At 70.0% G+C, this 23,852-nt stretch carries 22 protein-coding genes and 1 pseudogene; 14 read left to right on the top strand and 9 right to left on the bottom strand.

From position 1 onward, the window contains the following. Window positions 1–550: 550 nt before the first annotated feature. The 7 genes from FXO23_RS23590 (at window position 551) to FXO23_RS23620 (ending at window position 10,291) form a co-directional block, all read left to right on the top strand. Window positions 551–1,396, top strand: a complete 846-nt coding sequence (locus FXO23_RS23590) for an HAD family hydrolase (protein WP_425484895.1) — start codon at window positions 551–553, stop codon at window positions 1,394–1,396. A gap of 846 nt (window positions 1,397–2,242) precedes the next feature. After that, a complete protein-coding gene (locus tag FXO23_RS23595) occupies window positions 2,243–4,069 on the top strand; it encodes a glycoside hydrolase family 3 protein (protein WP_425484896.1) in 1,827 nt (608 codons plus the stop codon). After that, window positions 4,066–5,325, top strand: coding sequence for an exo-beta-N-acetylmuramidase NamZ family protein (locus tag FXO23_RS23600; RefSeq protein WP_158887584.1), 1,260 nt, complete (start codon window positions 4,066–4,068; stop codon window positions 5,323–5,325). The genes FXO23_RS23595 and FXO23_RS23600 overlap by 4 nt, the downstream gene beginning before the upstream one ends. 12 nt (window positions 5,326–5,337) lie before the next feature. Beyond that, entirely contained in the window at window positions 5,338–7,083 is a 1,746-nt protein-coding gene (locus tag FXO23_RS23605) for a serine hydrolase domain-containing protein (RefSeq protein ID WP_158887585.1), read from the top strand. Between the two features lie 172 nt (window positions 7,084–7,255). After that, window positions 7,256–8,251 carry a MurR/RpiR family transcriptional regulator gene (locus FXO23_RS23610; protein WP_179956854.1) on the top strand — a complete coding sequence of 332 codons (996 nt, stop codon included), beginning with the start codon at window positions 7,256–7,258 and terminating at the stop codon, window positions 8,249–8,251. 65 nt (window positions 8,252–8,316) lie between these two features. After that, the gene (locus tag FXO23_RS23615; protein ID WP_425484902.1) at window positions 8,317–9,252 is read left to right on the top strand and encodes an N-acetylmuramic acid 6-phosphate etherase; all 936 of its coding nucleotides are present in this window, start codon (window positions 8,317–8,319) and stop codon (window positions 9,250–9,252) included. A 157-nt stretch (window positions 9,253–9,409) separates the two neighbouring features. Beyond that, the gene (locus tag FXO23_RS23620; protein WP_246257708.1) at window positions 9,410–10,291 is read left to right on the top strand and encodes a class I SAM-dependent methyltransferase; all 882 of its coding nucleotides are present in this window, start codon (window positions 9,410–9,412) and stop codon (window positions 10,289–10,291) included. Here the strand turns inward: FXO23_RS23620 and FXO23_RS23625 are convergent. Then, entirely contained in the window at window positions 10,276–11,412 is a 1,137-nt protein-coding gene (locus FXO23_RS23625; RefSeq protein ID WP_246257709.1) for an MFS transporter, read from the bottom strand. The two genes, FXO23_RS23620 and FXO23_RS23625, sit on opposite strands and share 16 nt — an antisense overlap. 102 nt (window positions 11,413–11,514) lie before the next feature. Between FXO23_RS23625 and FXO23_RS23630 the strand changes: the two genes are divergently transcribed. Then, window positions 11,515–11,838, top strand: coding sequence for an ArsR/SmtB family transcription factor (locus tag FXO23_RS23630; protein WP_158887589.1), 324 nt, complete (start codon window positions 11,515–11,517; stop codon window positions 11,836–11,838). A gap of 9 nt (window positions 11,839–11,847) precedes the next feature. On the opposite strand, the gene FXO23_RS23635 is transcribed toward FXO23_RS23630, so the two are convergent. After that, window positions 11,848–12,573, bottom strand: coding sequence for an oxidoreductase (locus FXO23_RS23635; RefSeq protein ID WP_158887590.1), 726 nt, complete (start codon window positions 12,571–12,573; stop codon window positions 11,848–11,850). Next, entirely contained in the window at window positions 12,570–13,064 is a 495-nt protein-coding gene (locus tag FXO23_RS23640; RefSeq protein ID WP_158887591.1) for a phosphoribosyltransferase, read from the bottom strand. The genes FXO23_RS23635 and FXO23_RS23640 overlap by 4 nt, the downstream gene beginning before the upstream one ends. Window positions 13,065–13,194: 130 nt before the next feature. On the opposite strand from FXO23_RS23640, the pseudogene FXO23_RS23645 reads away from it, so the two are divergent. Together FXO23_RS23645 and acs are read left to right on the top strand one after the other, a co-directional pair. Next, window positions 13,195–13,356 (top strand): annotated as a pseudogene (locus FXO23_RS23645) (GNAT family N-acetyltransferase); the annotation flags it as partial. A gap of 101 nt (window positions 13,357–13,457) precedes the next feature. Next, window positions 13,458–15,428, top strand: a complete 1,971-nt coding sequence (acs, locus tag FXO23_RS23650; RefSeq protein WP_158887592.1) for an acetate--CoA ligase — start codon at window positions 13,458–13,460, stop codon at window positions 15,426–15,428. A 28-nt stretch (window positions 15,429–15,456) separates the two neighbouring features. On the opposite strand, the gene FXO23_RS23655 is transcribed toward acs, so the two are convergent. Continuing rightward, the gene (locus FXO23_RS23655) at window positions 15,457–15,903 is read right to left on the bottom strand and encodes a nitroreductase family deazaflavin-dependent oxidoreductase (protein ID WP_246257710.1); all 447 of its coding nucleotides are present in this window, start codon (window positions 15,901–15,903) and stop codon (window positions 15,457–15,459) included. After that, on the bottom strand, window positions 15,900–16,493 hold the full coding sequence (locus FXO23_RS23660; RefSeq protein ID WP_246257712.1) for a PadR family transcriptional regulator: 594 nt from the start codon (window positions 16,491–16,493) through the stop codon (window positions 15,900–15,902). Before FXO23_RS23660 ends, FXO23_RS23655 begins: the two co-directional genes overlap by 4 nt. A 153-nt stretch (window positions 16,494–16,646) precedes the next feature. Between FXO23_RS23660 and FXO23_RS23665 the strand changes: the two genes are divergently transcribed. Next, window positions 16,647–17,090 carry a DUF6319 family protein gene (locus tag FXO23_RS23665; RefSeq protein ID WP_158887593.1) on the top strand — a complete coding sequence of 148 codons (444 nt, stop codon included), beginning with the start codon at window positions 16,647–16,649 and terminating at the stop codon, window positions 17,088–17,090. 33 nt (window positions 17,091–17,123) lie between these two features. Here the strand turns inward: FXO23_RS23665 and FXO23_RS23670 are convergent, their stop codons facing one another. Beyond that, entirely contained in the window at window positions 17,124–17,471 is a 348-nt protein-coding gene (locus tag FXO23_RS23670) for a cupin domain-containing protein (protein WP_158887594.1), read from the bottom strand. Between the two features lie 52 nt (window positions 17,472–17,523). Here FXO23_RS23670 and FXO23_RS23675 point away from each other — a divergent pair, with 52 nt between their 5' ends. Then, on the top strand, window positions 17,524–18,189 hold the full coding sequence (locus FXO23_RS23675; protein WP_246257713.1) for a GntR family transcriptional regulator: 666 nt from the start codon (window positions 17,524–17,526) through the stop codon (window positions 18,187–18,189). Here FXO23_RS23675 and FXO23_RS23680 read toward each other — a convergent pair whose 3' ends face one another. After that, window positions 18,190–19,494 (bottom strand): MFS transporter, encoded by a 1,305-nt coding sequence (locus FXO23_RS23680; protein ID WP_158887595.1) that lies wholly within the window; start codon window positions 19,492–19,494, stop codon window positions 18,190–18,192. Between the two features lie 111 nt (window positions 19,495–19,605). Here FXO23_RS23680 and FXO23_RS23685 point away from each other — a divergent pair, with 111 nt between their 5' ends. Both FXO23_RS23685 and FXO23_RS23690 read left to right on the top strand, forming a co-directional pair. Beyond that, on the top strand, window positions 19,606–20,298 hold the full coding sequence (locus FXO23_RS23685) for a DUF2848 domain-containing protein (RefSeq protein ID WP_158887596.1): 693 nt from the start codon (window positions 19,606–19,608) through the stop codon (window positions 20,296–20,298). Between the two features lie 103 nt (window positions 20,299–20,401). Further along, entirely contained in the window at window positions 20,402–21,142 is a 741-nt protein-coding gene (locus FXO23_RS23690) for a VIT1/CCC1 transporter family protein (protein WP_246257715.1), read from the top strand. On the opposite strand, the gene FXO23_RS23695 is transcribed toward FXO23_RS23690, so the two are convergent. Together FXO23_RS23695 and FXO23_RS23700 are read right to left on the bottom strand one after the other, a co-directional pair. Then, complete coding sequence (locus tag FXO23_RS23695; protein WP_158887598.1) at window positions 21,129–21,929, bottom strand: thioesterase domain-containing protein; 801 nt, start codon at window positions 21,927–21,929, stop codon at window positions 21,129–21,131. The two genes, FXO23_RS23690 and FXO23_RS23695, sit on opposite strands and share 14 nt — an antisense overlap. Window positions 21,930–22,268: 339 nt before the next feature. Further along, window positions 22,269–23,726, bottom strand: coding sequence for a peptide MFS transporter (locus FXO23_RS23700; RefSeq protein ID WP_158887599.1), 1,458 nt, complete (start codon window positions 23,724–23,726; stop codon window positions 22,269–22,271). Window positions 23,727–23,852: the final 126 nt, after the last annotated feature.

A 23,852-nucleotide genomic window follows, 5' to 3' on the forward strand; every position in this document is an offset into this window, starting at 1 on the left:
GGACTCTCCGGCCTGGGCGAAGGCTTGGTCGCGGCCGGAAGTCCACCGTCGCGCCGGGGGTGCGGGCGGGACAAGGCGGTGTTGATCGGCTTGTGGACAACCGGGGTGCTGTGGACAACCGGCCGCGGTCCCGCCCCGGGCGCGCACGCGTTGTCGGGGGTGTGCGGGAGAATGTGCGGGGACCGCGCGGCACCCGCGAAAGCACCGGTGAAAAGGGGCGACCCCCGCCAGGGGGGAGGGACGGGGGTCGCCAGGGGTTCAGCCCCGGGGGGTCGGACTGAACCGGTCCGGTGAAACACCGGACGGCCTAACTGTAACTCGCCGACCCCCGAGTTGGCGCTCCGCACGCCACCCACAATTCGATAACGGCATGGGCAATCGATTTCCACTCGGGTCGCGTAATTTCCGTCCCACACCCGGCGTTCGTGCCTGTCCCACCAAGCGGACGCCGAGTTCGCCCGTCCGCGTGGTTACCGATAACAGCGCGCGCTCGCGTTCTCACCCCGGGTACGAGACCAGGCCGCGAATCGCGCCCACTTATCCTGGGGGCGTGGCCGACTCACCCAGCTCGCCGCCGAGCGCGCCGATCGATCCCGCCCCCGCGGCGACCCGGGTCGCGGCATTCTTCGATCTCGACAAGACGATCATCGCCTCCTCCAGCGCCCTCGCGTTCAGCCGCCCCCTGCTCCGGCAAGGCCTGATCAACCGCCGCGCCGCGTTGAAGAGCGCGTATGCGCAACTGGTCTTCTCGCTGTCCGGCGCCGACGCGAGCAAGACCGAGCGGATGCGCGCCGAGATCTCGGCGCTCTGCGCGGGCTGGGACGTCGCCCAGATCCGCGCGGTGGTCAACGAAACCCTGCACGACGTGGTCGATCCGCTCGTGTACGCCGAAGCCGCCGAACTCATCAGCCGGCACCAGGCCGAAGGGCACGACGTGGTCGTGCTTTCCGCGACCGGCGAAGAAGTCGTGGCGCCGATCGCCGAGATGCTCGGCGCCACCCGCAGCGTCGCGACGCGGATGGAAATCGTCGACGGCCGTTATTCCGGCCAAGTCGACTTCTACTGCTACGGCGAGCAGAAAGCGGTCGCCGCCCGCCGCCTCGCCGCCGAATACGGGTACGACCTGGCAAGTTGCCACGCCTATACGGATTCGAGTACGGACATTCCGTTACTGGAGGCCGTCGGCCATCCCCATGTGGTGAACCCGGACCGGGCACTGCGCAAACTCGCCGCCGAACGGGACTGGCCGGTGCTCGCGTTCTCCAATCCCGTGTCGCTGCGCAACCGGATCACCGGCCCGTCCGCCGCGGCGGCCGTCGCGCTCGGGGTGGGCGTCGGCGCGGTCGCCGCGGGTGTCACCTGGTACGGCCTGTCCCGCCGGAAACGGGAGAAGTAACCCGTTCCGGCGAGCAGGTCGCAGCTCGCAAATTGCGCTGGGATCAAGCGGATTCGTCGCCCCCTGTGCGTGCCGGACCCGGTAGCCACCCACACGGCGGTACCCCCGCGAACCACCACCCTCCGGGCACCTTGCCGCAGGTCGCGGAGGGTGCGCGCGCTCACTAAATCGAGCCTCTGTAACGGTGCACCCGTCCGCGCCCTTGTAGTGACGGCCGTCACTGGGTAGAAAGTAGGTGCGGACATCTTGATGGCCAGGGAGTAGGCGAAGAGAAGCCTTCATCCACCCCATGAGATCTCCGTGCGCGGACTCCGGGCACCCACGCGCAGCACGCCGCGGGAGGCTTGTCGTCTAGGGACTGCGTACCGGGACGCCGGACGCCGAGTCCAGGTAGGTACGACTGGAGTTGCACGCTTGGTCACCCGAGCAGTCCGCGCGAGCGGGCCCCTGTTCAGTTGGCATACGCCAACTTCCCAGGGGCCCGTTTTGTTGTGGGGGGCGACCCCCCACACCCCCACGTTCCGAGTTCCTTGCGTTGGTAGGGCTGGGCGCGTGGGGTTTGGACCAACGCCGGTTGGGGCTTCGGGTGGCTGGGGCCGGTTGGGTTGAGGATTTGTTGGGGTGGGGCCGCGTGTTGCGGGGGCAAGGCGGAACCTGGGCTGGTGTAACGATTTCGGGGTGGGGGTTGCGGTGGGTACTCCGAACGGCACAGTGGGTCGTTGACCTGGGGGGAATCGGTTAGTAGCTTCCCGGTGCCGGTCGATTCGGGTGAGGATATTTCGGATCGCCGGGGTGGTTCTTCGGCGTGGCGCGGTGGCGTCGCGCGACCCGACTAGGGAGGCTGTCGTGACCGTTCGGCATGCGCGCACCCGGAGGTTCCATGCACTCGCGGCGTCGTGCGCCGGACTGCTCGCCCTTTCCGGCATCTCCGCCGCGAGCCCGGCCGCCGCGATGAGCGCCGAGCAGCAGGCCGAGCTCGAATCCTCGGCATGGGCCCGGCAAGCGTTGCGCGGAATGACACTCGAGCAGAAGGTCGGGCAGCTCTTCGTCGCCGACGTCTGGGGGAAGTCCGCGACCGAGGTCAACGACGGCAACCAGAAGAAGTACGGCGTCGGCACGGCCGCCGAGGTCGTCAAGAAGTACGGGGTCGGCGGCGTCATCTACTTCAACAACCCGGGCACCGACAACGTCGACGATCCCGTGCAGCTCGCCCGGTTCTCGAACGGGTTGCAACGCGCCGCGCTGGGCTCCGGCACCCATCTGCCGCTGATCATCTCCACCGATCAGGAAGGCGGCCGGGTCACCCGCATCGGTGCCCCGGCGACCGAATACCCCAGCAACATGGCGATCGGGGCGGGGCGCAGCACCGAGGACGCGCGCACCCTCGCCGGGATCAACGGCCGGGAACTGCGCGCCATGGGCATCGCCCAGGACTTCGCACCGGACGCCGACGTGAACTCCAACCCCCTCAACCCGGTCATCGGATCGCGTTCGTTCTCCTCGGATCCCGCGCTGACCGGGCAACTGGTGGCCGCCGAGGTCAACGGGTACCAGCGTGCCGGCAGGGCGACCGAGACGGTTTCCTCTTCCGCCAAGCACTTCCCCGGCCACGGCGACGCGGCCACCGACAGCCACACCGGCCTGCCGGTGATTAACCGGTCCGCGGAGCAGTGGCGGGCGATCGATCTGCCGCCCTTCAAGGCGGCCATCGACGCCGGCATCGACTCGATCATGACCGCGCACATCACCGTGCCCAGCCTGGATCCCTCCGGCAACCCGGCCACGCTGTCCAAACCGATCATGACCGGTTTGCTGCGCGACGAGCTGAAGTACGACGGCGTGGTCGTCACCGATTCGCTGCAGATGGAAGGGGTGCGCAAGCTGCACCCCGACTCGGAAATCCCCGTGCTGGCCATCGAAGCGGGCGTGGACCAGATGCTGATGCCGCCCGATCTCGGCGTCGCGATCAAGGGCGTGCTGGACGCCGTGCGCGGCGGCCGGATCACCGAGCAGCGCATCGACCAGAGCGTGCAGCGCATCCTCAAACTGAAGTGGAAACGCGGAATCCTGGCCAAACCGTTCGCCGACGAGCACGCCGTGGCGCGGAAGGTCGGCACCCGGGAGAACCTCGCGAAGATCCAGGCCATCACCGACCGCACCACGACCGCGCTGCGCAACGACGCGGGCCTGCTGCCGCTGAAGAACCCGGGCAAGGTCCTGGTCACCGGCTGGAACCGGCCGGAATACCCCGGCTACCCGGCGGAACCGGTCGCCGCGCTCGCCAAGGCGCTCGGGGCGACCGCGCTGTCCACCGGCACCGCCCCGAACGCGGCGAAGATCGACGCGGCGGTCGCGGCGGCGAAGAACGCCGACACCGTGGTCGTGCTGACCAACGGCCTGCGCACCAGCGCCGCCCAGCGCGACCTGGTCTCCGCCTTGCAGGGCACCGGAAAACCGGTCATCGCGGTGACGGTCCAGGAACCGTACGATCCCGGTTACGCGGACGTGCCGACCTGGCTGGCCACCTACGACTGGCGGGACGTGACCATGAATTCCCTGGCCAAGGTGCTTCGGGGCGAGCTGGCGCCGCGGGGCAAGCTGCCGGTCGACATCCCCACCGGCGCCGATCCCGGCAAGGTCCTGTTCCGCTTCGGCCACGGGCTGAGCTGGTGACCGTCAACCGCCGCCGGTTCATCACCGCGGGCGCGCTGGCCACCCCGGCCCTGGCCGCGAGCTCGTCCCTGGCCGCCGCGGAAACCGAAGCGAACACGGGAATCGTGACGACCGGCGCGGACGTGCTCGCCACGCGGGGCTGGCGCGCGCTCGCCGGGCGCAAGGTCGGCGTGCTGTCCAACCCGACCGGCGTGCTGGCGAACTCCGACCACATCGTCGACTCGATGGTCGCGGCCGGGACCCGCCCGGTGGCCGCGTTCGGCCCGGAACACGGTTTCCGCGGCAGCGCGCAGGCCGGTGGGTCCGAAGGCGACTACACCGACCCGCGCACCGGCGTCCCGGTGTACGACGCGTACGGCGTGGACGCGACCAAGCTCGCCGGGATGTTCACCAAGGCCGGTGTGGACACCGTGGTGTTCGACATCGCCGATGTCGGCGCGCGCTTCTACACCTACATCTGGTCGATGTACACGGCGATGGTGGCCGCGGCGCGCACGGGCGCCGCGTTCGTGGTGCTGGACCGGCCGAACCCCTTGGGCGGCAAGGCTTCCGGGCCGACGCTGGATCCCGCGTTCGCGTCCGGGGTCGGCCGGAAGCCGATCGTGCAGCAGCACGGCATGACGGTCGGCGAGCTGGCGCGGTTCTTCGCCGCGGAGTTCCTGCCCGGCGAGGGGACCGCACTGGCCAAACTGGACGTGGTCGCCGTGCGCGGCTGGAAGCGGGACCGCTTCTTCGCGCAGACCGGGCTCGGCTGGACCCCGCCGAGCCCGAACATGCCCACCCCGGACACCGCGCTCGTCTACCCGGGAACCGGGCTGTTCGAGGGCACGGTGTTCTCCGAGGGCCGGGGCACCACGCGCCCGTTCGAGATCATCGGCGCGCCCGGGCTGGACTGGCGGTGGCGGGAGAAACTCGGCGAGGCCGGGCTGCCCGGCGCGCGGTTCCGGGAGACCTACTTCGTGCCCACCTTCGGCAAGTTCACCGGCCAGACCTGCGGCGGGGTGCAGCTGACGATCACCGATCCCCGTTCCTTCGACGCGATCCGCACCGCGGTCGCGATGATCGTCACGGCGAAACGGTTGCACCCCACCATCTTCGGCTGGCGAACGGACAACTTCATCGACAAGCTGTCCGGTTCGGACCGCCTGCGCACGATGGTCGACCGGGGCGCGGACGTCGACGAGATCGTCGGCGCCTGGCGGGGCGAGCTCGACGAATTCACCAGGAAGCGGCAGCGGTATCTGATCTACCGGTAGAGGCAGGGGACAATGCGTGCTGGCAAGTGGGTGGTCGCGTTCGTCGTCGCGGTCACGGCCCTGACCATTCCGGGAGCGAGCGCCATCGCCGAGCAGCAGGCCGCGACGGGCCGGTTCGACCGCCCGCGGCACGGGTTCGCGCCCGCGCACACGGTCCTGCGCGAGGGCGGCCCGGCCGAGGCCGGTCTCGACCCGGCGCCGATCGCCGCGGCGGAACGGTTCCTCACCGGCTGGACCGAACCGGACGCGAGCGGGCATCCGCACTTCTCCGGGGCGGTCGGCCTGCTCGCCCACGACGGCGTGATCGCGGCCCGGTTCGCCGCCGGTGGCGCGGTGCGTTACGCCGACGCCGCGGGCACCGAACTGCCCGCGGACCGGCAGGTGCCGATGCGCGCCGACACGATCTTCGACATCGCCTCGATCTCCAAGCTGTTCACCTCGATCGCGGTGCTGCAGCTCGTCGAGCGCGGCCAGGTCGCACTGGACGCGCCGGTCGTCGAGTACCTGCCCGAGTTCGGGGTGAACGGCAAGGGATCGATCACCGTCAAGCAACTGCTCACGCACGTGTCCGGCCTGGACGCGGATCCGATCCCGTCGCTGTGGGCGGGGTATCCGGACATCCCGTCGCGGCGCAAGGCCGTGCTCGACAGCCCGCTGAAGGACGCGCCGGGGACCACGTACCGGTACTCCGACATCAACCTGATGACGCTGGGCTTCCTGGTGGAGAAGCTGACCGGCGCCACCCTGGACGCGGTGGTGCGCGACCGGATCACCGGGCCGCTCGGCATGACCGACACCGGCTACAACCCGCCCGCGTCGAAGCTGGACCGGATCGCGGCGACGGAGTTCCAGTCGAACCCGCCGCGCGGCATGGTGCGCGGTCAGGTCCACGACGAGAACGCGTGGTCCCTCGGCGGGGTCTCCGGGCACGCCGGGGTCTTCTCCACCACCGGTGACCTGGCGATCCTCGGCCAGGCCATCCTCAACGGAGGCGTCTACCGCGGGCAGCGGATCCTGCGCCCGGACACCGTGCGGACGATGCTGAAGAACTACAACCAGGCGTTCCCCGGGGACGAGCACGGGCTGGGCTTCGAACTCGACCAGCCCTGGTACATGGGCGGGCTGGCCGCGCCGGGCTCGGCCGGGCACACCGGGTTCACCGGCACCTCGCTGGTGATCGACCCGAAGTCCCGGTCGATCGCGACCCTGTTCACCAACCGGGTGCACCCGACCCGCGGCTGGGGCACGATCAATCCGGCCCGGGAGGCCTGGGCGACCGCGCTGGCCCGTTCGCTGGCCGTCCTCCCGGTGCGCGGTCCGGACGCCTGGTTCAGCGATCTGGGCAATAACGGCAAGGCAACGCTCACGACTCCGCCGCTGCGTCCGCACGGGCGGATGCGCGTGACCTTCGACACCTTTATCGATACCGTCAGCAATGATCAACTTGTGCTCGAATTCAGCACGGACGGTACGAATTGGACACCGGTACCGGTGCGGGTTTCCGGCCCGGGAGCGCCGCGCGGCGAGGTCTCCTCGCTCGCCGGCCACGGGCATCGGGCCTGGTGGCACGCCCGTGCCGAAGTGCCGGCATCCGCGCAGGTCAGCGTGCGCTGGCGATATTTCACCGACTCGTCCTACACCGGCCGGGGCGTCTCGGTGGATAGTGTCAGGATCACGGCGGATCATGACACATTGCTCGACGGAGAACACGCTGCGTCATCGTTCTCCGCGGCGGGCTGGCAGCTCCGCACTCGATAGCAGCAGGCGCTTAGTTTCGGTTGCGACACTAAGTTGCCAAGTCGTTAACAAGTGCACGTTAACGACCTGGACCTTGTTGGCGACTTTCCGGGCAACTGAGTGATCGCAGCCTGGACGTGCAAACGCTGACGGGTTGCGCTCTGTTTGAAGGGTGTGGGTAGCCTTGTCTCAAATGCCAACGGTTAGTAAGTTTCCCACGGTCGCGGAGGTCGAATCCGTAGCCGTGTCAACACCGACCGACGCCGATACGACGCCGGCCCGGGACGCCGACGCCAGCCCCCTGGTCCGGATCCGTTCCCTCCTGCCCGGCCTCGCCCGCGCCGAACAGCGGGTCGCCAAGGTCGTCCTGGACGACCCGGCCTCCGTGGCCCGGCGCAGCATCACCGAGGTCGCGCTGGCCGCGAACACCAGCGAGACCACGGTGACCAGGTTCTGCAAGGCGGTGGGCGTGGGCGGCTATCCGCAGCTGCGCATCGCGCTCGCCGCCGACACCGCGCGGTCCGAGGCCCGCTCCAGCCGCAACCTCGGCGGCGAGATCGGCCACGACGACGACCTCGCCGCGGTGATCGGCAAGGTGAGCTTCGCCGACGCGCGCGCGGTCGAGGAAACCGCCGATCAGCTCGACGTCGCGACGTTACAGAAGGTAATCGACCTGGTGGCCTCGGCCGGGCGCGTCGACGTCTACGGCGTGGGCGCGAGCGCGTTCGTCGCCGCCGACCTCCAGCAGAAGCTGCACCGCATCGGCCGCGTCTCGTTCGCGTGGTCCGACACGCACATCATGCTGACCTCGGCCGCCGTCCTCGGCTCCGCCGACATCGCGTTCGGCATCTCGCACACCGGCGCGACCACGGACACCGTCGAGGCGCTGCGGGTGGCCCGCGAGCACGGCGCGACCACGGTCGCGCTGACGAACTTCCCCCGTTCGCCGATCACCGAGGTCGCCGACTACGTGCTGACCACCGCGGCGCGGGAGACCACGTTCCGTTCCGGGGCGACCGCCAGCCGGATCGCGCAGCTGACCGTCATCGACTGCCTCTTCATCGGCGTCGCGCAGCGGCACATGGACACCGCCGTCAACGCGCTCGACGCGACGCGGGACGCGGTCGGCTCGCACCGGCTCGGGGTCAGGCCGGACGGCAGAAGGCGTCCCAGGGACAACGGCAAATGACCGAGCCCCGGCGACACGATCGTGTCGCGCGCGAAGTCGCAGCAAGTACTGGAGTGAAGCGCATGATGACGGTTCCGCGCCAGATCGTCCACGTCGATTCGCCCACCGAGCAGCGGAATCCACGCACCACGGACATCGACCTGATGTCCACGGCCGGCATCCTGGAGACGATCAACGCCGAGGACCGCCGGGTGCCCGAAGCGGTGCGCAAGGTACTGCCGCAGCTCGCCCACGCGGTGGACTACGCCGTCGAAGCGCTGCGGAACGGGCGCCGCGTGCACTATTTCGGCGCCGGCACGTCCGGGCGCCTGGCGACGCTCGACGCCGCGGAGCTGGTGCCCACCTTCAACGTCCCGGCCGACTGGTTCGTGGCGCACCACGCCGGCGGCGAACGGGCGCTGCGGCAGGCGGTCGAGAACGCCGAGGACGACGCCAAATCGGGCGCCGCCGAGGTCTCCGCTTCGGTGGAACCCGGTGACTTCGTGCTCGGCCTGACCGCGTCCGGGCGGACCCCGTTCGTCCTCGGCGCGCTCCAGGCGGCCGGCCGGCTCGGCGCGCGGACCGCGCTGGTCTCCGGCAATCCCGGCGCGGTGCGGCCACCCGAGGTGGACGTGCTGATCGCGGTGGACACCGGACCGGAGGTGATCGCGGGCTCGACCCGGATGAAGGCGGGCACCGCGCAGAAGATCATCCTCACCGCGTTCTCCACCGCGACCATGATCAAGATGGGCCGCACGTTCTCGAACCTGATGGTCAGCGTCCGGGCGACGAACGCGAAACTGCGCGGGCGCACCGTGCGCATCCTGCGCGAGGCGACCGGGATGAGCGAGCAGGCCTGCGCCGACGCGCTGCTCGAGGCGGGCGGCGACCTCAAGGTCGCGCTCGTGCGCCTGCTGTGCGGGGTGGACACCGCCGAGGCGGCGGACATGGTCAGCAGCAACGACGGTTACGTGCGCAAGGCCCTCGGCGCCTGCGCGTGCGAGCCCGCCGAAGTCGGCTGACGCCGCCCCTTGTGGTGACCGGCGGGGCCACCATAAGGGGTGAGATCAAGAACACACTGTCAAGAACTCGGGTACATCGGACACGGAAGGTGCGCGTGCGGGTTCACAGTGCCACAGTCGATTAGGGATGCTAAGTAATCGACTTCGGGGAGCCACTGTGACCAGCACCCACCCGCAATGGGACATCGTGTCCAGCGTGGGCCTGACCGCGCTCGGCGTCGCGGCCGGGCGCGCCGTCGAGACCGAGCGCGCCAACGCCCTGATCACCGACCCGTACGCCGCCGAGTTCGTCCGGACCGCCAACCCGCCCACCCCGATGCCGATCACCGTCGCGGAAGCAGACGGGGACGGATCGGATCCGATGTGGAGCACCATGGCGACCTACCTGGGCGTGCGGTCGCGGTTCTTCGACGACTACTTCGCCGCCGCCGGGGTGGACCAGGTGGTCATCCTGGCCGCGGGGCTGGACACCCGGGCGTACCGGCTGAACTGGGCGCCCGGCTGCGATCTGTACGAGATCGACCAGCCGAAGGTGCTGGAGTTCAAGCAGGAGGTGCTGGACCGGCTGGGCGCCCAGCCGTCCTGCCGCCGCCACCCGGTGCCGACCGATCTGCGCGACGACTGGGTCGCCGCGCTGGGCGAGGCCGGATTCGACCCCGCCCGGCCGACCGCGTGGCTCGCCGAGGGCCTGCTGCCCTACCTCCCGGCCCGGGCCGAGGAGGAACTCTTCGACCGCGTCCACAAGCTGTCCGTGCCGGGCAGCCGGATCGCGATCGAGAAGACCGGTGACCGCGGTCCCGACGACTTGCTGGACGATCCCGAATTCCAGGGGGCGTCGGAACGGTTCGGCGTCGACCTCCGCGACCTGTGGCAGCGCGAGCCGCGCCGGGACTGCGCCGAGTGGCTGGGTTCGGCAGGGTGGCAAGTGACCGTCGAAACGGCCGCGGAGCTCTTCCGGCGGTACAACCGCGAACTGGTCCCCGGGTTCCCCGAAGCGATAGCGGGCAACCACTTCGCGGTGGCTCACCGCGCGGGCTGAACCGCGGCGGCGCGGTAGACGCACGCGAGCGTCAGCGCGATCGCGGCGAGCAGGGCGCCCGCAGGCGCGAGCCAGTCCACCCCGGCGGTGGCCAGGACCGCGCCCCCGGCCGCCGAGCCGAGCCCGCCGCCGAGGTAGATGGCCGAACCGTTCAGCCCGAGCGCCACGGTCGGCGCGTCCGGCGCGACCGAGAACAGGCGATGCTGCTGCGGCACCATGAGCATGCCCCCGGCCGCGCCCGAGACCAGGGCGAGCAGCAGGACGCCCGGCAGGCTGGGCGCGGCGACGTTCAGGATCGCGCACGTCACGACCGAACCGCCGAGCGAGAGCAGCCGGACCGGGCCCGGGCCGAAGCGGTCGGTCCAGCGCCCGGCGAGCGAATTGCCGGCGACCTGACCGGCGCCGAGCGCGACCAGCACCCAGGACAGCGCCGCGCCGGTGGCCGAGGGCGCCACGATGAGCGGCAGGTACACGAACACCGCGAAGGTCGCGACCGCGCCGACGACGGTCACCACGAGCACCTTGGCGACGGCGGGCCGGATCAGCACCGACAACCGGGCGCGCAGGCGCACCGGCGGCACGTGGACCGCGGGCAGCAGCGGGATGGCCACCGCGACGAGCACCCCGGCCACGCCAATCGCCCACATGACCGGCCGCCAGCCGAGGCCCTGCCCGGCGAGCACGCCGATCGGCACGCCCAGGACCGCGGAGGTGCTCATCCCGGCCGAGACCGTCGCGAGCGCGCGCCCGCGCCGATCGTCGGTGGCGAGCGCCCCGGCGACCACGTACGCGTTGGACTGGAAGGCGGCCGCGCCGACCGCCGCGAGCACGCGGGAAACGGCGACCACCGCGTAGGTCGTGCCGAGCGCCTGCCCGGCCATGCCGATCGTGAACAGCACCAGGCCACCGCCGAGCAGGCGACGGCGGTCCCAGTCGCCGGTGGCCGCGGCGATGAGCGGGGAGGCGATCGCGTAGGTGATCGCGAAGATCGTGGTCAGCTGCCCGGCGGTGGACTCGGAGACGTTCAGGTCGCGCGCGATGGATGGCAGGAGTCCGTTTAGGACGAACCCGTCGGTGCCCACGGTGAACGTGCCCACGGCGAGCACGAGCAGAACCCCCATCGACAGCCGATCATTAGATGATCGTCGAATTGTCATGGGGGTATGGTGAGAGAACCATTTGATGGTTGTCAAACAATCTAACGATGAGGGAGGCTTCGCGGCGTGACACGGCACCTGCCGCAGCCCAGCCGGGACGACATCGACATCGTGACCGTGCTGCACGCGCTGGCCGATCCGGTGCGGCTCGAGCTGATCCGCACGCTCAGCACCGAAATCGAACCGAGGACGTGCGCGGTGGACGCCTACGACGTGGAAATCAGCGCGCCGACGCTGTCGCACCACTGGCGGGTGCTCCGCGAGGCCGGGCTGACCAGCACCATGGTCGAGGGCCGGACCCGCTGGGTGGAACTGCGCACCGACGACCTCGAGGCCCGCTTCCCGGGCCTGCTCGCCGCCGTCCTCACCGACACCCGGGCCGGCGCCTAGCGGCTCCCGTCACTGGGCGGCGCTGGCGATGCCCCGGGCTTCCTTCGCGCCGGTTTCGACGGCCTCGCACCAGAACAGCAGCCACCCGCGGACGCCCTCGGGCTCACCGGTGGCGAAGCCCTCGGCCGCCGACGCGTACCGCCGGGCCCGCCGGTAGCAGGCGACCTCGGGGACGGTCAGCGATTTGGGATCCAGCCCGCTCGCGACCATCGCCAGCCGGGTCGCCGCCCGCGCGACCACGCCGTCCGCCGCGCCGAACGCCTTCAGCGCGAGGAGTTCACCGTGCACCACCGCGGTCAGCACCGGACCGCCCACGGTGGTCGCGCCGGTGACCAGCTGCGCGAGCAGCTCCAGCCGCTGGCCCGCGCCGGGGCGCGGCCGCCCGAGCGAATCGGCGTCCGCCACGAGGTCCGCCGCGGCCAGCACGTGCATCCGGGCCAGGGCCTGCAGCGGCGCCCGCCGCCAGGTGGGCAGCAGCGACTCCAGCGCCTCCGCGACGCGCAGCGCGCCGGCCAGCACGGGATCGGAGACCTCGCCCTCGGCGGGGATCTCCGGATCGGCGCCGTCGATCCCGGCCGACGCCCGCGCGGCACGCACCGACGCCTCGGCGGCGGTCGCCGAACCGCGCAGGTTCACCGGGAGCCGGTGCACCGCGAACACCGCGTCCTGCGCCGATTTCGCGGCGGCCGCGACCCCCTCGAGGTCCAGCAGCGGCGCGAGCGGATCCGCGGTCATGCGTCCAGCACCTGCCCTTCCCGCTTGATCACCGGCGGCAGGACGGACCACGGGAAGTTGATCCACTGATCGGTCCGCCGCCACACGTACTCGCATTTGACCGAGGAATGCGGTTTCTCGTAGATCACCGCGCAGCGCACCTGGGCGACGTGGTCGGCGCAGAAGTCGCGCACCAGTTTCAGGGTCGCGCCCGTGTCGGCGACGTCGTCGGCCACCAGGACCGTCGCGCCGGTCAGATCGACCGCGTTGGGCACCGGCGGCAGCATCACCGGGAGGTCGAGCCGCTCGTCCACCCCGGTGTAGAACTCGACGTTCATCACGTGCAGGTTCTTCACGTCCAGGGCGTACCCGAGCGCCCCGGCGACGAACAGCCCGCCGCGGGCGATCGACAGGATCAGGTCGGGTTCGAACCCGTCGTCGGCGATCTCCTGCGCCAGTTCCCGGCTCGCCGTCCCGAACAACTCCCAGGTGAGCTCTTCCCGATCCGCCATCCGCACTCCTCGTCCTCCCGCAAACCGCGTACCGGGAGCATAAGAGCAGGCCGCCTGGGGTTGACCGGTGACCGACCAATGGAGCCGCCGCCCACGCCGAAGGACCGCACGTAGCACCGCAGCGCACGAACGCTCACAGCGGGCGATCGAACGGCTCGGAGCGACACGCGAAGGTGTGTTGCGCGCCCACCGGATCCGCCCGGACGGCACCCTGCGTGACACCGTCGGGTATTCCGTGACCGCACCCGAATGGCCGAAGGTGCGGGACGGTTCGTGCGCCCGGCTCACCTGAACATCGCGCCACTCGTCTGCGACCTTTTACTTCCGGTACTAACGTCGTTACCGTGCCCTCCGGGCGTAAGCCGAGGATCAGTTAACAGGAGGCCGTGCACCATGACCGAGCAGTCCCCCGCGTTGGACAACCTGCTCACCGAGAATCGGACGTTTCCGCCGAGCGACGAGTTCGCCGCGCAGGCCAACGCCACCGCCGAGCTCTATTCGGAAGCCGACGCGGACCGCGACGCCTTCTGGGCGAAACAGGCGGAACGGCTGCATTGGGACACCAAATGGAACCAGGTGCTCGATTGGTCCGGTGCGCCTTTCGCGAAATGGTTCGTCGGCGGCAAACTCAATGTGGCCTACAACTGCGTCGACCGGCACGTCGAGGCCGGGCACGGCGACCAGGTCGCCATCCACTGGGTCGGCGAGCCGGGCGACACCCGGGACCTGACCTACGCCGACCTCAAGCGCGAGGTCTCCAAGGCCGCCAACGCGTTGCTCTCGCTCGGGGTCACCGCGCACGACCGGGTCGCCATCCAGCTGCAGATGGTCCCCGAGGCGATCATCGCGATGCTCGCGTGCGCGCGGATCGGCGCGCTGCACAGCGTGGTGTTCGGCGGGTTCTCCCCGACCGCGCTGCGCTCCCGGGTGGACGACGCGCGGGCGAAGATCGTGATCACCTCGGACGGGCAGTTCCGGCGGGGCAAGGCCGCGCCGATGAAGGCGAACGTGGACGAGGCGCTGCAGGGCGCCGAATCCGTGGAGAAGGTCATCGTGGTGCGGCGGACCGGTGACGACGTGCCGTGGACCGAGGGCCGCGACCTGTGGTGGCACGAACTGGTCGACGGTCAGTCCTCCGAGCACACCCCGGAGGCCTTCGACTCCGAGCACCCGCTCTACATCCTCTACACCTCGGGCACCACCGGGAAGCCGAAGGGCATCCTGCACACCTCCGGCGGCTACCTGACCCAGGCCGCCTACACCCACCACAACGTCTTCGACCACAAGCCCGGCGAGGACGTGTACTGGTGCACCGCGGACATCGGCTGGGTCACCGGGCACAGCTACATCGTGTACGGGCCGCTGGCCAACCGGGCGACCCAGGTCGTCTACGAGGGCACCCCGAACACCCCGCACGAGGGCCGGCACTGGGAGATCATCCAGCAGTACAAGGTCTCCATCTACTACACCGCGCCCACGCTCATCCGCACGTTCATGAAGTGGGGCGCGGAAATCCCGGCGAAGTACGACCTGTCCTCGCTGCGCGTGCTGGGCAGCGTCGGCGAGCCGATCAACCCCGAGGCGTGGATCTGGTACCGCGACCACATCGGCGCGGGCAAGGCTCCGATCGTGGACACCTGGTGGCAGACCGAGACCGGCGCGATCATGATCTCCCCGCTGCCCGGTGTCACCTCGACCAAACCGGGTTCCGCGCAGCGCGCGCTGCCGGGCATCTCGGCGAAGGTCGTCGACGACAGCGGCGCCGAGGTGCCCCGCGGCGGCGGTGGCTACCTGGTGCTGGACAAGCCGTGGCCGTCCATGCTGCGCGGCATCTGGGGCGACGACGAGCGGTTCAAGGAGACCTACTGGTCGCGGTTCGCCGACCAGGGTTTCTACTTCGCCGGTGACGGCGCGAAGTACGACGACGACGGCGACGTCTGGCTGCTCGGCCGGGTCGACGACGTGATGAACGTGTCCGGGCACCGGATCTCCACCACCGAGGTGGAGTCCGCGCTGGTGTCGCACCCGACCGTCGCCGAGGCCGCGGTCGTCGGCGCGACCGACCCGACGACCGGTCAGGGCATCGTGGCGTTCGTGATCCTGCGCGGCAACGCGACCGACGGTGGCGACGAGGCCGTCCAGGAGCTGCGCAACCACGTGGCCAAGGAGATCGGCCCGATCGCGAAACCGCGCCAGATCATGGTCGTCCCCGAACTGCCGAAGACCCGGTCCGGGAAGATCATGCGGCGCCTGCTGCGCGACGTCGCGGAGAACCGGGCGATCGGGGACGTGACCACGCTGGCCGATTCCTCGGTGATGGACCTGATCTCCTCCGGCCTGAAGTCCGGCAAGTCCGAGGAGTGACCCGGCGCGTCGAGCCCCTGCCCCGGTTTCAGGGCAGGGGCTCGACGCGGAAGATCGGGCAACGGTCGGCGAGGGCTTCGAATTCGTCCGGGTCGCCGGACCCGACCACCCCCGCCTTGATCATCATGGCCACGCCGTTCGGCACCTTGACCGGGAACTCGCGCAGGATCGGACCGCGCTCGGCGACCGGGAGTTCCACCAGCCGGACCCGGCGCTCGCGACGCCCGCTGGTGAGGGTCCCCGACTCCGCGGCACGCGCGTTGCGCACCCAATCGGCGCCGGGGAGCCCGCCGAAGAGATACCGCCGACCATCGACCTCGAACGGGGTCACCGGGGTGGTGCGCGGTTGCCCGCTGCGGCGCCCCGGCACGGTCAGCAGGGAGACCGGCCCCATCCGCAGCCCGATCCGGTTCAGGACTTTGACCGCCCGGTTGAAGGTTCTGAGCCCGCGTGGCAACGCGATGCGTTCGTTCACGATTTCGCTCCTTCGAAGCTCTGTCCCCAGCCCAGTTCGTCCGCCTCGGCCGCGCGCAGGGTTTCGCGCAGCCAGGCGAGTTCGGCGCGGCGAAGCGCCTGCGCGTAATCGGTTTCGAGCAGTACGGCCTTCGGGATCCCGGCCGCCAGCGCGGCGGCGAGGTTCGAAGCCACTTCCTCGATCCGCCCTTCCAGTTCGTCCGCGCGCGTGCGCAGGAGCGCCTGGACCTCGTCGCGAGGCAGGTGTCCCGCGTGGGCCAGCCCGGCGGCGAACACCGGGTATTCCTCGGCCCGCGTCCCCAGGTATTCCCGCAGCAGGGACCGCAACTCGGCCCGACCGGCATCGGTGATCGCGTAGACGGTCCGTTCCGGGCGGGCGCCCGCGCGCGAGGTTCCCGTCGCCTCGGCCAGGCCGAGATCGGTGAGCCGCGCGATCGCGTCGTACAGCGAACCGCCCCGCATCCGGACCACGTCGGCGATGTGCCGGTCCCTGATCAGCGCCTGCATCTCGTAGGGATGCCGGGGCTGCTCGTTGAGCAGGCTCAGCACGGCGAGCGTCAACGGGGTACGGCGGGCACGGCGAGCGGCCACGGTCACCTCTTAACCGAGTTCGATTGAACGAACTCGACTATATGGAGACTTCGCGGTTTCCGTCAACCCCACCCCAACGCTGGGTAGTCGAACGCATGTTCTACGCTGTCGCCCGGGAGAACCCATCCACCCGGCAAGGAGACGACACCGACGATGACCGTGGATTCCTTGACAGAGCAGCAGGAAGCGGCGACCTCAGCTCCGGAGGCCTCGGCGACGAACGGCGAGGCGTCGACCGAGACTCCCGAAGCCGCCGCGACCGAATCCCCTGCTGAAGACGCTCCGAAGCCGAAGCGCGGCCGGCCGAAGGGTGGCGCGGCCAAGAAGACCCGCACCGTGGAGCTCACGCTCACCGTCACCGGCACGGCCGACGGCGAGTGGCAGGCCGAGCTCAAGCACGGCAGCAAATGGGTGGCCAAGGGTCTGGAGATCCCGGCCGCCGCCGTGTCCCGTGCCGCGAAGGAGCTGCACGAGGATCTGTCCGTCCCGATCGACGAGGTGATCAACGCCGCCCGCGAGGAAGCGGCGGCGAAGGTCGCCCAGCTGGAAGCCGAGCTGGAGCAGGCGAAGCAGGCCCTGGCCGAGCTCGACTCCTGACCCCCGAGGCCACCCCGACCGCTGGGGCGGATGTCACTCGATCGGCATCCGCCCCGGCACCGGGGCTTTGAACTCGAGCCATTGACTGTCCACAATGGCCTCAACGGTGTGGGCGATTCCCTTGGGGTGCACCATGGTCTGGCCCGGTTCCACCTCGACCGGACGCCCGTCCAGGGTGCCCCGCAGCTGCCCGGACAACAGGTACACGACGCTGTCGTGGTCGTGGCTGTGCTCCGGCGAGGCCACCCCGGCCGGATACCGGATCTCGTAGAGCAGCCCGGACGGCGTCCGTTCCCGCAGCCGGAACTCCCCGGTTCCCCCGAGCAGGTCCAGGCCTTCCACCGCCGACAGGATCTGCCAGACGTTCCCTGATTCGCCCATGTTGGCCACTCCCTTTCCCGCACGCTGTGTCTACACTGTGTATACAAGCTGTATGGAACAGGGGGTGGCCATGCCGGTCTCCGGCCGCGACAAGGCGTACGAGTACCTCAAGCACACCGTGCTGACCGATCCCGCCGCGCAGGGCGAGTTCATCAGCGAGCAGGAGATCGCGGAACGGGTCGGCATCTCGCGCACCCCGGTCCGCGAGGCCCTGCTCCGGCTCGCCGCCGAGGAGCTGGTCCAGCTCGTGCCCAAACGCGGCGCGTACATCGCCCCGCTGACCCCGAAAGACCTGCGCGAACTGGTCGAACTGCGAGGCCTGCTGGAACGGTTCGCCGCGGAGAAGACCCTGGCCGCGGGCACCGTACCGCTGCGCGAGATGCGCGCCGCCCTGCACCAGCAGGAGGAGCTCGACCAGGCGGAGGAGTTCACCAGCGCCGAGATGGCCCGGCACTTCATCGAACTGGACACCTACTTCCACCGGCTGCTCGTCGAGGCCGCGGACAACGCCATGCTGATCCGGACCTACGACAACCTGCGCGCCCGCCAGCTGCGTGCCGGGCAGGTCGCCCTGGTGCACGGGCCCGACCGGCAGGCGGCCGTGCTCACCGAGCACCGGGCGATCCTGAAGGCGCTCGCGGCCGGGGACCTCGCGGCGGCCCTCGCCGCGATCGACCACCACCTCGAGGCGACCCTCGCGATTCAGCTCGGCACGTGATCAGGCGGGATCCCGGGCCAGGAGCACGCCCAGCGCGCTGAGCACCCCGGTCGCGGCGAGGTACACCGCGAGCGCGACCCAGGTGTGGAACCCGGCCAGCAGCGCGGTGAACAGCAGCGGCGCGAGCGCCCCGCCGATCACCCCCACCAGCGTGTAGGCGAGCGAACTTCCGGTGTAGCGCAGGCGTTCGGAGAACTGTTCGGTCACCAGCGCCGCCTGCGGTCCGTAGAGCACCGCGTGGATGATCAATGCGACCACCACCCCGGCCACCACGACCGCGAACGAGCGCCCGCTGGCGAGCGGGAAGAACACGAACGGCCACACCGCGGCCGCGATCGTCGCGAACAGGTACAGCCGGCGCCGGTTGACCCGGTCGGACAGCGCGCCCGCGGCGGGCATCACCACCAGTTGCACCGCCGATCCGATCATCACCGCGGCCAGCCCCTGGCCCCGGGACATGTGCAGCTCCTGGGTCAGGTAGGTGAGCACGAAGACGGTGAACAACGCGTACAGCACGTCCGGGCACACCCGCACCAGGATCGCGGCCAGCAGGGCCCGCCACTCGTGCCGGAACACCTCGGAGATCGGCGCGCTCGGCCGGTCGCCGCGCTCGGCGATCCGCCGGAACACCGGGGTCTCCTCCAGGCGGACCCGGATCCACAGGCCGAATCCGACCAGCACACCCGACAGCAGGAACGCCACGCGCCAGCCCCAGGAGTTGAACTGCGCGTCGGTGAGCGCCAGCGCGAGCACCGCCAGCACGCCGTTGGCCAGCAGGTTGCCCGCCGGGGGCCCGAGCTGCGCCGCGGACGCCCAGAAACCCCGGCGGGCCGGATCGCCGAACTCGCTGGAGAGCAGGACCGCGCCGCCCCATTCGCCGCCGATGCCGACGCCCTGGGCGAAGCGCAGCAGGACGAGCAGCACCGCCGCGAACCCGCCGATCTCGCCGTAGGTGGGCAGCACGCCGATCAGGAACGTGGCGACGCCGGTCAGCACGAGCGTGATCACCAGGACGCGTTTGCGGCCGAGCACGTCACCGAGCCGGCCGAACACGAACCCGCCGAGCGGGCGGGCCAGGTAACCGACGGCATACGTGGAGAACGCGGCCATCGTGCCGGCCAGCTTGTCGCCCTGCGGGAAGAACAGGCCGCCGAACACCGTCGCGGCGGCGACCGAATACGCCGCGAAGTCGTACCACTCCAGCGCCGTACCGGACAGGCTCGCCGCGAACGCCCGGCGCAGGGATCCTGGCCGGACGGGTTCCGCGGCCGCCTCCGGCGGCGGACCGGATTCGGTCGTGGTCATCGCTCATCCTCCTTACCGCGAGCCCCCGATGGCTGGTAATACTGGTTGTATACAACCTGCATGCGCAAGGTGTGCAAGCCGAGAACCTGGAAACCGAGCTTTGGAGAGCCGATGCCCACCCATCCCGAACTGCGGTTCGCGCTGCCCGACGGCACCGAGATCGCCACCCGGGTGCACACCCTGCTCAACGCCGGCTACGCGGGCCGCAACCAGGACGGCGTCGCCGCCCACATCGCCGAACTGGCCGAGCTCGGCGTGCCCGCCCCGGCCACGACGCCCGCCCTCTACCCGGTCGCGCCGTACCTGGCGGCGCAGACCGACGAGGTGCCCGCGCAGCACGCGCGCACGTCGGGCGAGGCGGAATGGGCGCTGGTGATCACCGGCCCCGGGCCCGCGGACGTCCTGCTGACCGCCGCCTGCGACCACACCGACCGGGAACTCGAGGTGCACGGCGTGGCGTGGAGCAAGAACGCCGGTCCGGACGTGCTGGCGCGCCGGGCGTGGCGGCTCACCGAGGTGTCCGACCGGATCGACGAGCTGACGCTGCGGGCGTGGGCAGGCGACGGCGAGGAGATCCAGCGGGGCACCCTCGCCGAACTGCTGCCGCCCGCCTACTGGCTGGACGTCCTCGCCGGACGCGGCCTGCGCGAAGCCGGGGTCGTGCTGCTGTCCGGGACGATTCCCATGCGCCCCGGCGCCGACCAGTTCGCCGACCGGTGGCGCGTCGAACTCGGCGATCCGGCGACCGGCGCGGTCATCGAACTCGGCTACCGCGTGCGCCGGCTTCCCGAGCCCATCGGTTAATTCGCCGAAAGGTCAGGCAAGGCACCGCTCAATAAGGATTGGCTGGCTTTCTTCCGGAATCCCGGAAATGCGTCACCACGCGATTCTGTGTTTCACTGTTCGCGTGACCGAAACACGGGGCCAGGCTTCCGGCGACGTGCCCGCGCATCCCGGCGAGCCGCATCACGAGAGCCTGGGCAGTAAGCTGAACTGGCTTCGCGCCGGGGTTCTCGGCGCGAACGACGGTATCGTCTCGGTGGCCGGGCTGGTGGTCGGCGTCGCCGGGGCCACCACCGATCGCACCACGATCCTGATGTCCGGAATCGCCGGCCTGGTGGCCGGCGCCCTTTCCATGGCCGGTGGCGAGTACGTGTCGGTGAGCACCCAGCGCGATACCGAACGGGCCATGCTCAAACTCGAGAAGCAAGAGCTGAAAACGATGCCCGAGGCCGAAGAACGGGAACTCGCCGGCATCTACGAGAAGAAAGGCCTTTCCGCGGAACTGGCCGCCCGGGTCGCGCGGGAACTCACCGAATCCGACGCGCTGCAGGCGCATGCCGAGGCCGAACTGCGGATCGATCCGGACGACCTCACCAGCCCGTGGCAGGCGGCGTGGGCGTCCTTCGTCTCGTTCTCGATCGGCGCGCTGCTGCCGCTGCTGGCGATCGCGCTCCCGCCCACGTCGTGGCGCGTCTGGATGTGCGCGGCCGCGGTGGTCGCGGGCCTGGCGCTCACCGGTTTCGTCAGCGCGCGGCTCGGTGACGCGGGGAGGCTGCGGGCGGTCGCGCGCAATGTCGGGGTCGGCGCGGTGACCATGCTGGTCACCTACTACGTGGGCGCGCTGTTCGGCGTCACACTCGGCTGATCTCGCCGAGGAACTCGTCGATGTGCCCGGCGAGCCGGGGCAGCTCGGCACCGGTGAACACGTCGAACCGCGAGCAGTGCAGATCCCGCGTCCGCAGCCGCCCGGCCAGCCGGGCCCATTCCGCGGGCTGACCCGCCTGACGGCCGCCGGGACACGAGACGAGCAGCACCTCCCCGCCGAACTCGCTGGTGACCCGATGCGCGCCGACCGCGTCGAGATGCGCGTCGGCGATGCGACGCACCCGCCGCCGCTCGGCCGCGGCGAGCCGGGCCGTCGAACGGTCGATCCGGCCGAGGAACCGGTGCCGCTCACCGGCGGAGAGTCGATCGCGCCGGGCGAAACTGTCCACCATCACCACCGCGGGTTCCGGTGCGCGGGAGACGCCCGCCAGGCGCACGGCGAGTTCCCAGGCCAGCACCCCGCCGAGGCACCAGCCCAGGAGCAATCCCGGCGGGCCGGGCAGGGCGCGCAACTGCGCGAGGCAACGCTCGACCATGGTGCCCACGTCGGCGTCCGGTTCCTCGGGCGGCACCAGCCCGTGCGCGCGGATCCCGTACACCGTGCCGTGCCGCCGCAGCGCACCGGCCAGGCCCAGGTACGGCGCCACCGCGCCGCCGACACCGGGCAGCAGTACGACGGGCCGGGTGTCCGCGCCGCGGGCGAGTTCGAGCAGCAGCGACGCGGGCGGGGAATTGCGCGCATTCTTCCCGGTGTCCGTTTTCAGTCCACTGTGGATATCCGCGGAAAATCGCCCGAAGAAAGGGAGAAAACGATCGTCCGATGCCACGGCCTCATCCCGGCCATCGGTTGGCCGGTTCAGCCGCCGTACCGGATGGCGAGCGGGCATGGCTGCCTCGGACCCCCTGCGTTTCCGGCGTACGCCTTGGCGAACGACCGCGATACCCCCTGTATCCCAATGGAGAATACCCCTGGCGCACAAGGTGACCACAAGTGTTTTCACTCGAACAGTCGCGATCGGAGTCGCACTACAGGGAACATTACCGCCACGCGCGTGAAATTTACTGTCTCACAAGGAAACCGGCGCGATGTGACGACGATTGGTGGCGATTCGAACTCGCCGAGATCTCCTGATCCCCGCCCACCGGCGGGAATCAGGAGAATCGGCTCAGCGAACCCCGGACATCAACTTCCGGACATACGGGCTGACGAGCGCGATCACCACACCGACGAGCACCGCGACCCCGCCGAGAATGCCGAAGTACGGCGTCTCGTTGTGCTCGTCGTAGTACTCGGCCAGCGAGCCGGACAACGCCGTTCCCAGGGAGATCGAAAGGAAGAACAACGCGACCATCTGGCTGCGGAACGCCTCCGGCGCGAGTTTGGTGGACACCGAGAGCCCGATCGGCGAAAGCATCAGCTCGGCCACGGTGAACAGGAACAGGATGCCCACCAGCGCCAGCAGCGGAGCCGAGTTCGCGCCGCCGTTGGCCATCGGCAGGAAGGCCAGGAACGCCAGCCCCATGATCGCGGTGCCCATCGCGAACTTGACCGGCGTGGACGGCTGCCGCGCGCCGAGTTTGGTCCACAGCGCGGCGAACACGGCGGCGAACACGATGATGAAGACCGGGTTGATCGAGCTGACCCAGGACACCGGCATCTCCCAGCCGAAGAGGTGCCGGTCCAGCCGGGTGTCCGAATAGATCGTCACCACGGTGAACTGCTGCTGGAACAGCGACCAGAACGCGGCGCTCGCGATGAACAGCGGGATGAACGAGAACACCCGCTTGCGCTCGAGCGCGGTCACCTTCTTGCTGGCCAGCATCACCGCGAAGTAGATGATCGAGGCCACGATGACCACGCCGACCACCACGTCGGCCAGGTTCGCCGCGGTCACCAGCCCGGCGAGCACGCACACCACGATCGCGGCGACCACGACCACCCCGGCGACCACGAACTTCGGGCGTTCCTTCGCGGGCAGCGGGTTCGGCACCTCGCCGGCGGTCGCGCCCAGGTTCTTCCGGCCGATCGTGTACTGGATCAGGCCCACGGCCATACCGACCGCGGCCAGGCCGAAGCCGTAGTGGAAACCGATCTTGTCCTGCGCCAGGCCGGTGAGGATCGGCCCGAGGAACCCGCCGAGGTTCACGCCCATGTAGAAGATCGAGAACCCGGCGTCGCGCCGTTCGTCCGATTTGTCGTAGAGCGTGCCGACCAACGCCGACGCGTTGCCCTTCAGCCCGCCGCTGCCGAGACCGACGCAGACCAGGCCGACACCCACCCCGGCCAGGCCGGGCAGCAGGGCCAGGCTGACGTGCCCGATCATGATCAGGATCGCGCTGTAGAACAGGGTCCGCTCGGCGCCGAGCACCCGGTCCGCGACCCATGCTCCAACAATTGTCGACAAATAGACCAGGCCGCCGTATGCGCCGACGATACTGGTCGCGGTGGCCTTCGGCTGCGCGAGGCCGCCCTGGTCCACCGAGTAGTAGAGGTAAATGGCGAGGATGCCCTGCATCCCGTAGAACGAGAACCGCTCCCACATTTCGACGCCGAAAAGATTCGCCAGTCCTCGTGGGTGCCCGAAGAACCCCTTCTCCCGCCTGACCTCGGTTGAGGTACTCACAACCCGCCCGTCCTTGTGGTCTAGACATCGTTGTCAGTACGCATGGTAAGGGTCGCCACATTCGGGCCTCTACCGACTACCGATGGGTAAGCGGGCGCTAAAATTACGTCAAGGTGCGCCGGGAAG

Origin of the sequence: Amycolatopsis anabasis (assembly GCF_009765355.1) — a bacterium.
Taxonomy (GTDB): Bacteria; Actinomycetota; Actinomycetes; order Mycobacteriales; family Pseudonocardiaceae; genus Amycolatopsis; species Amycolatopsis anabasis.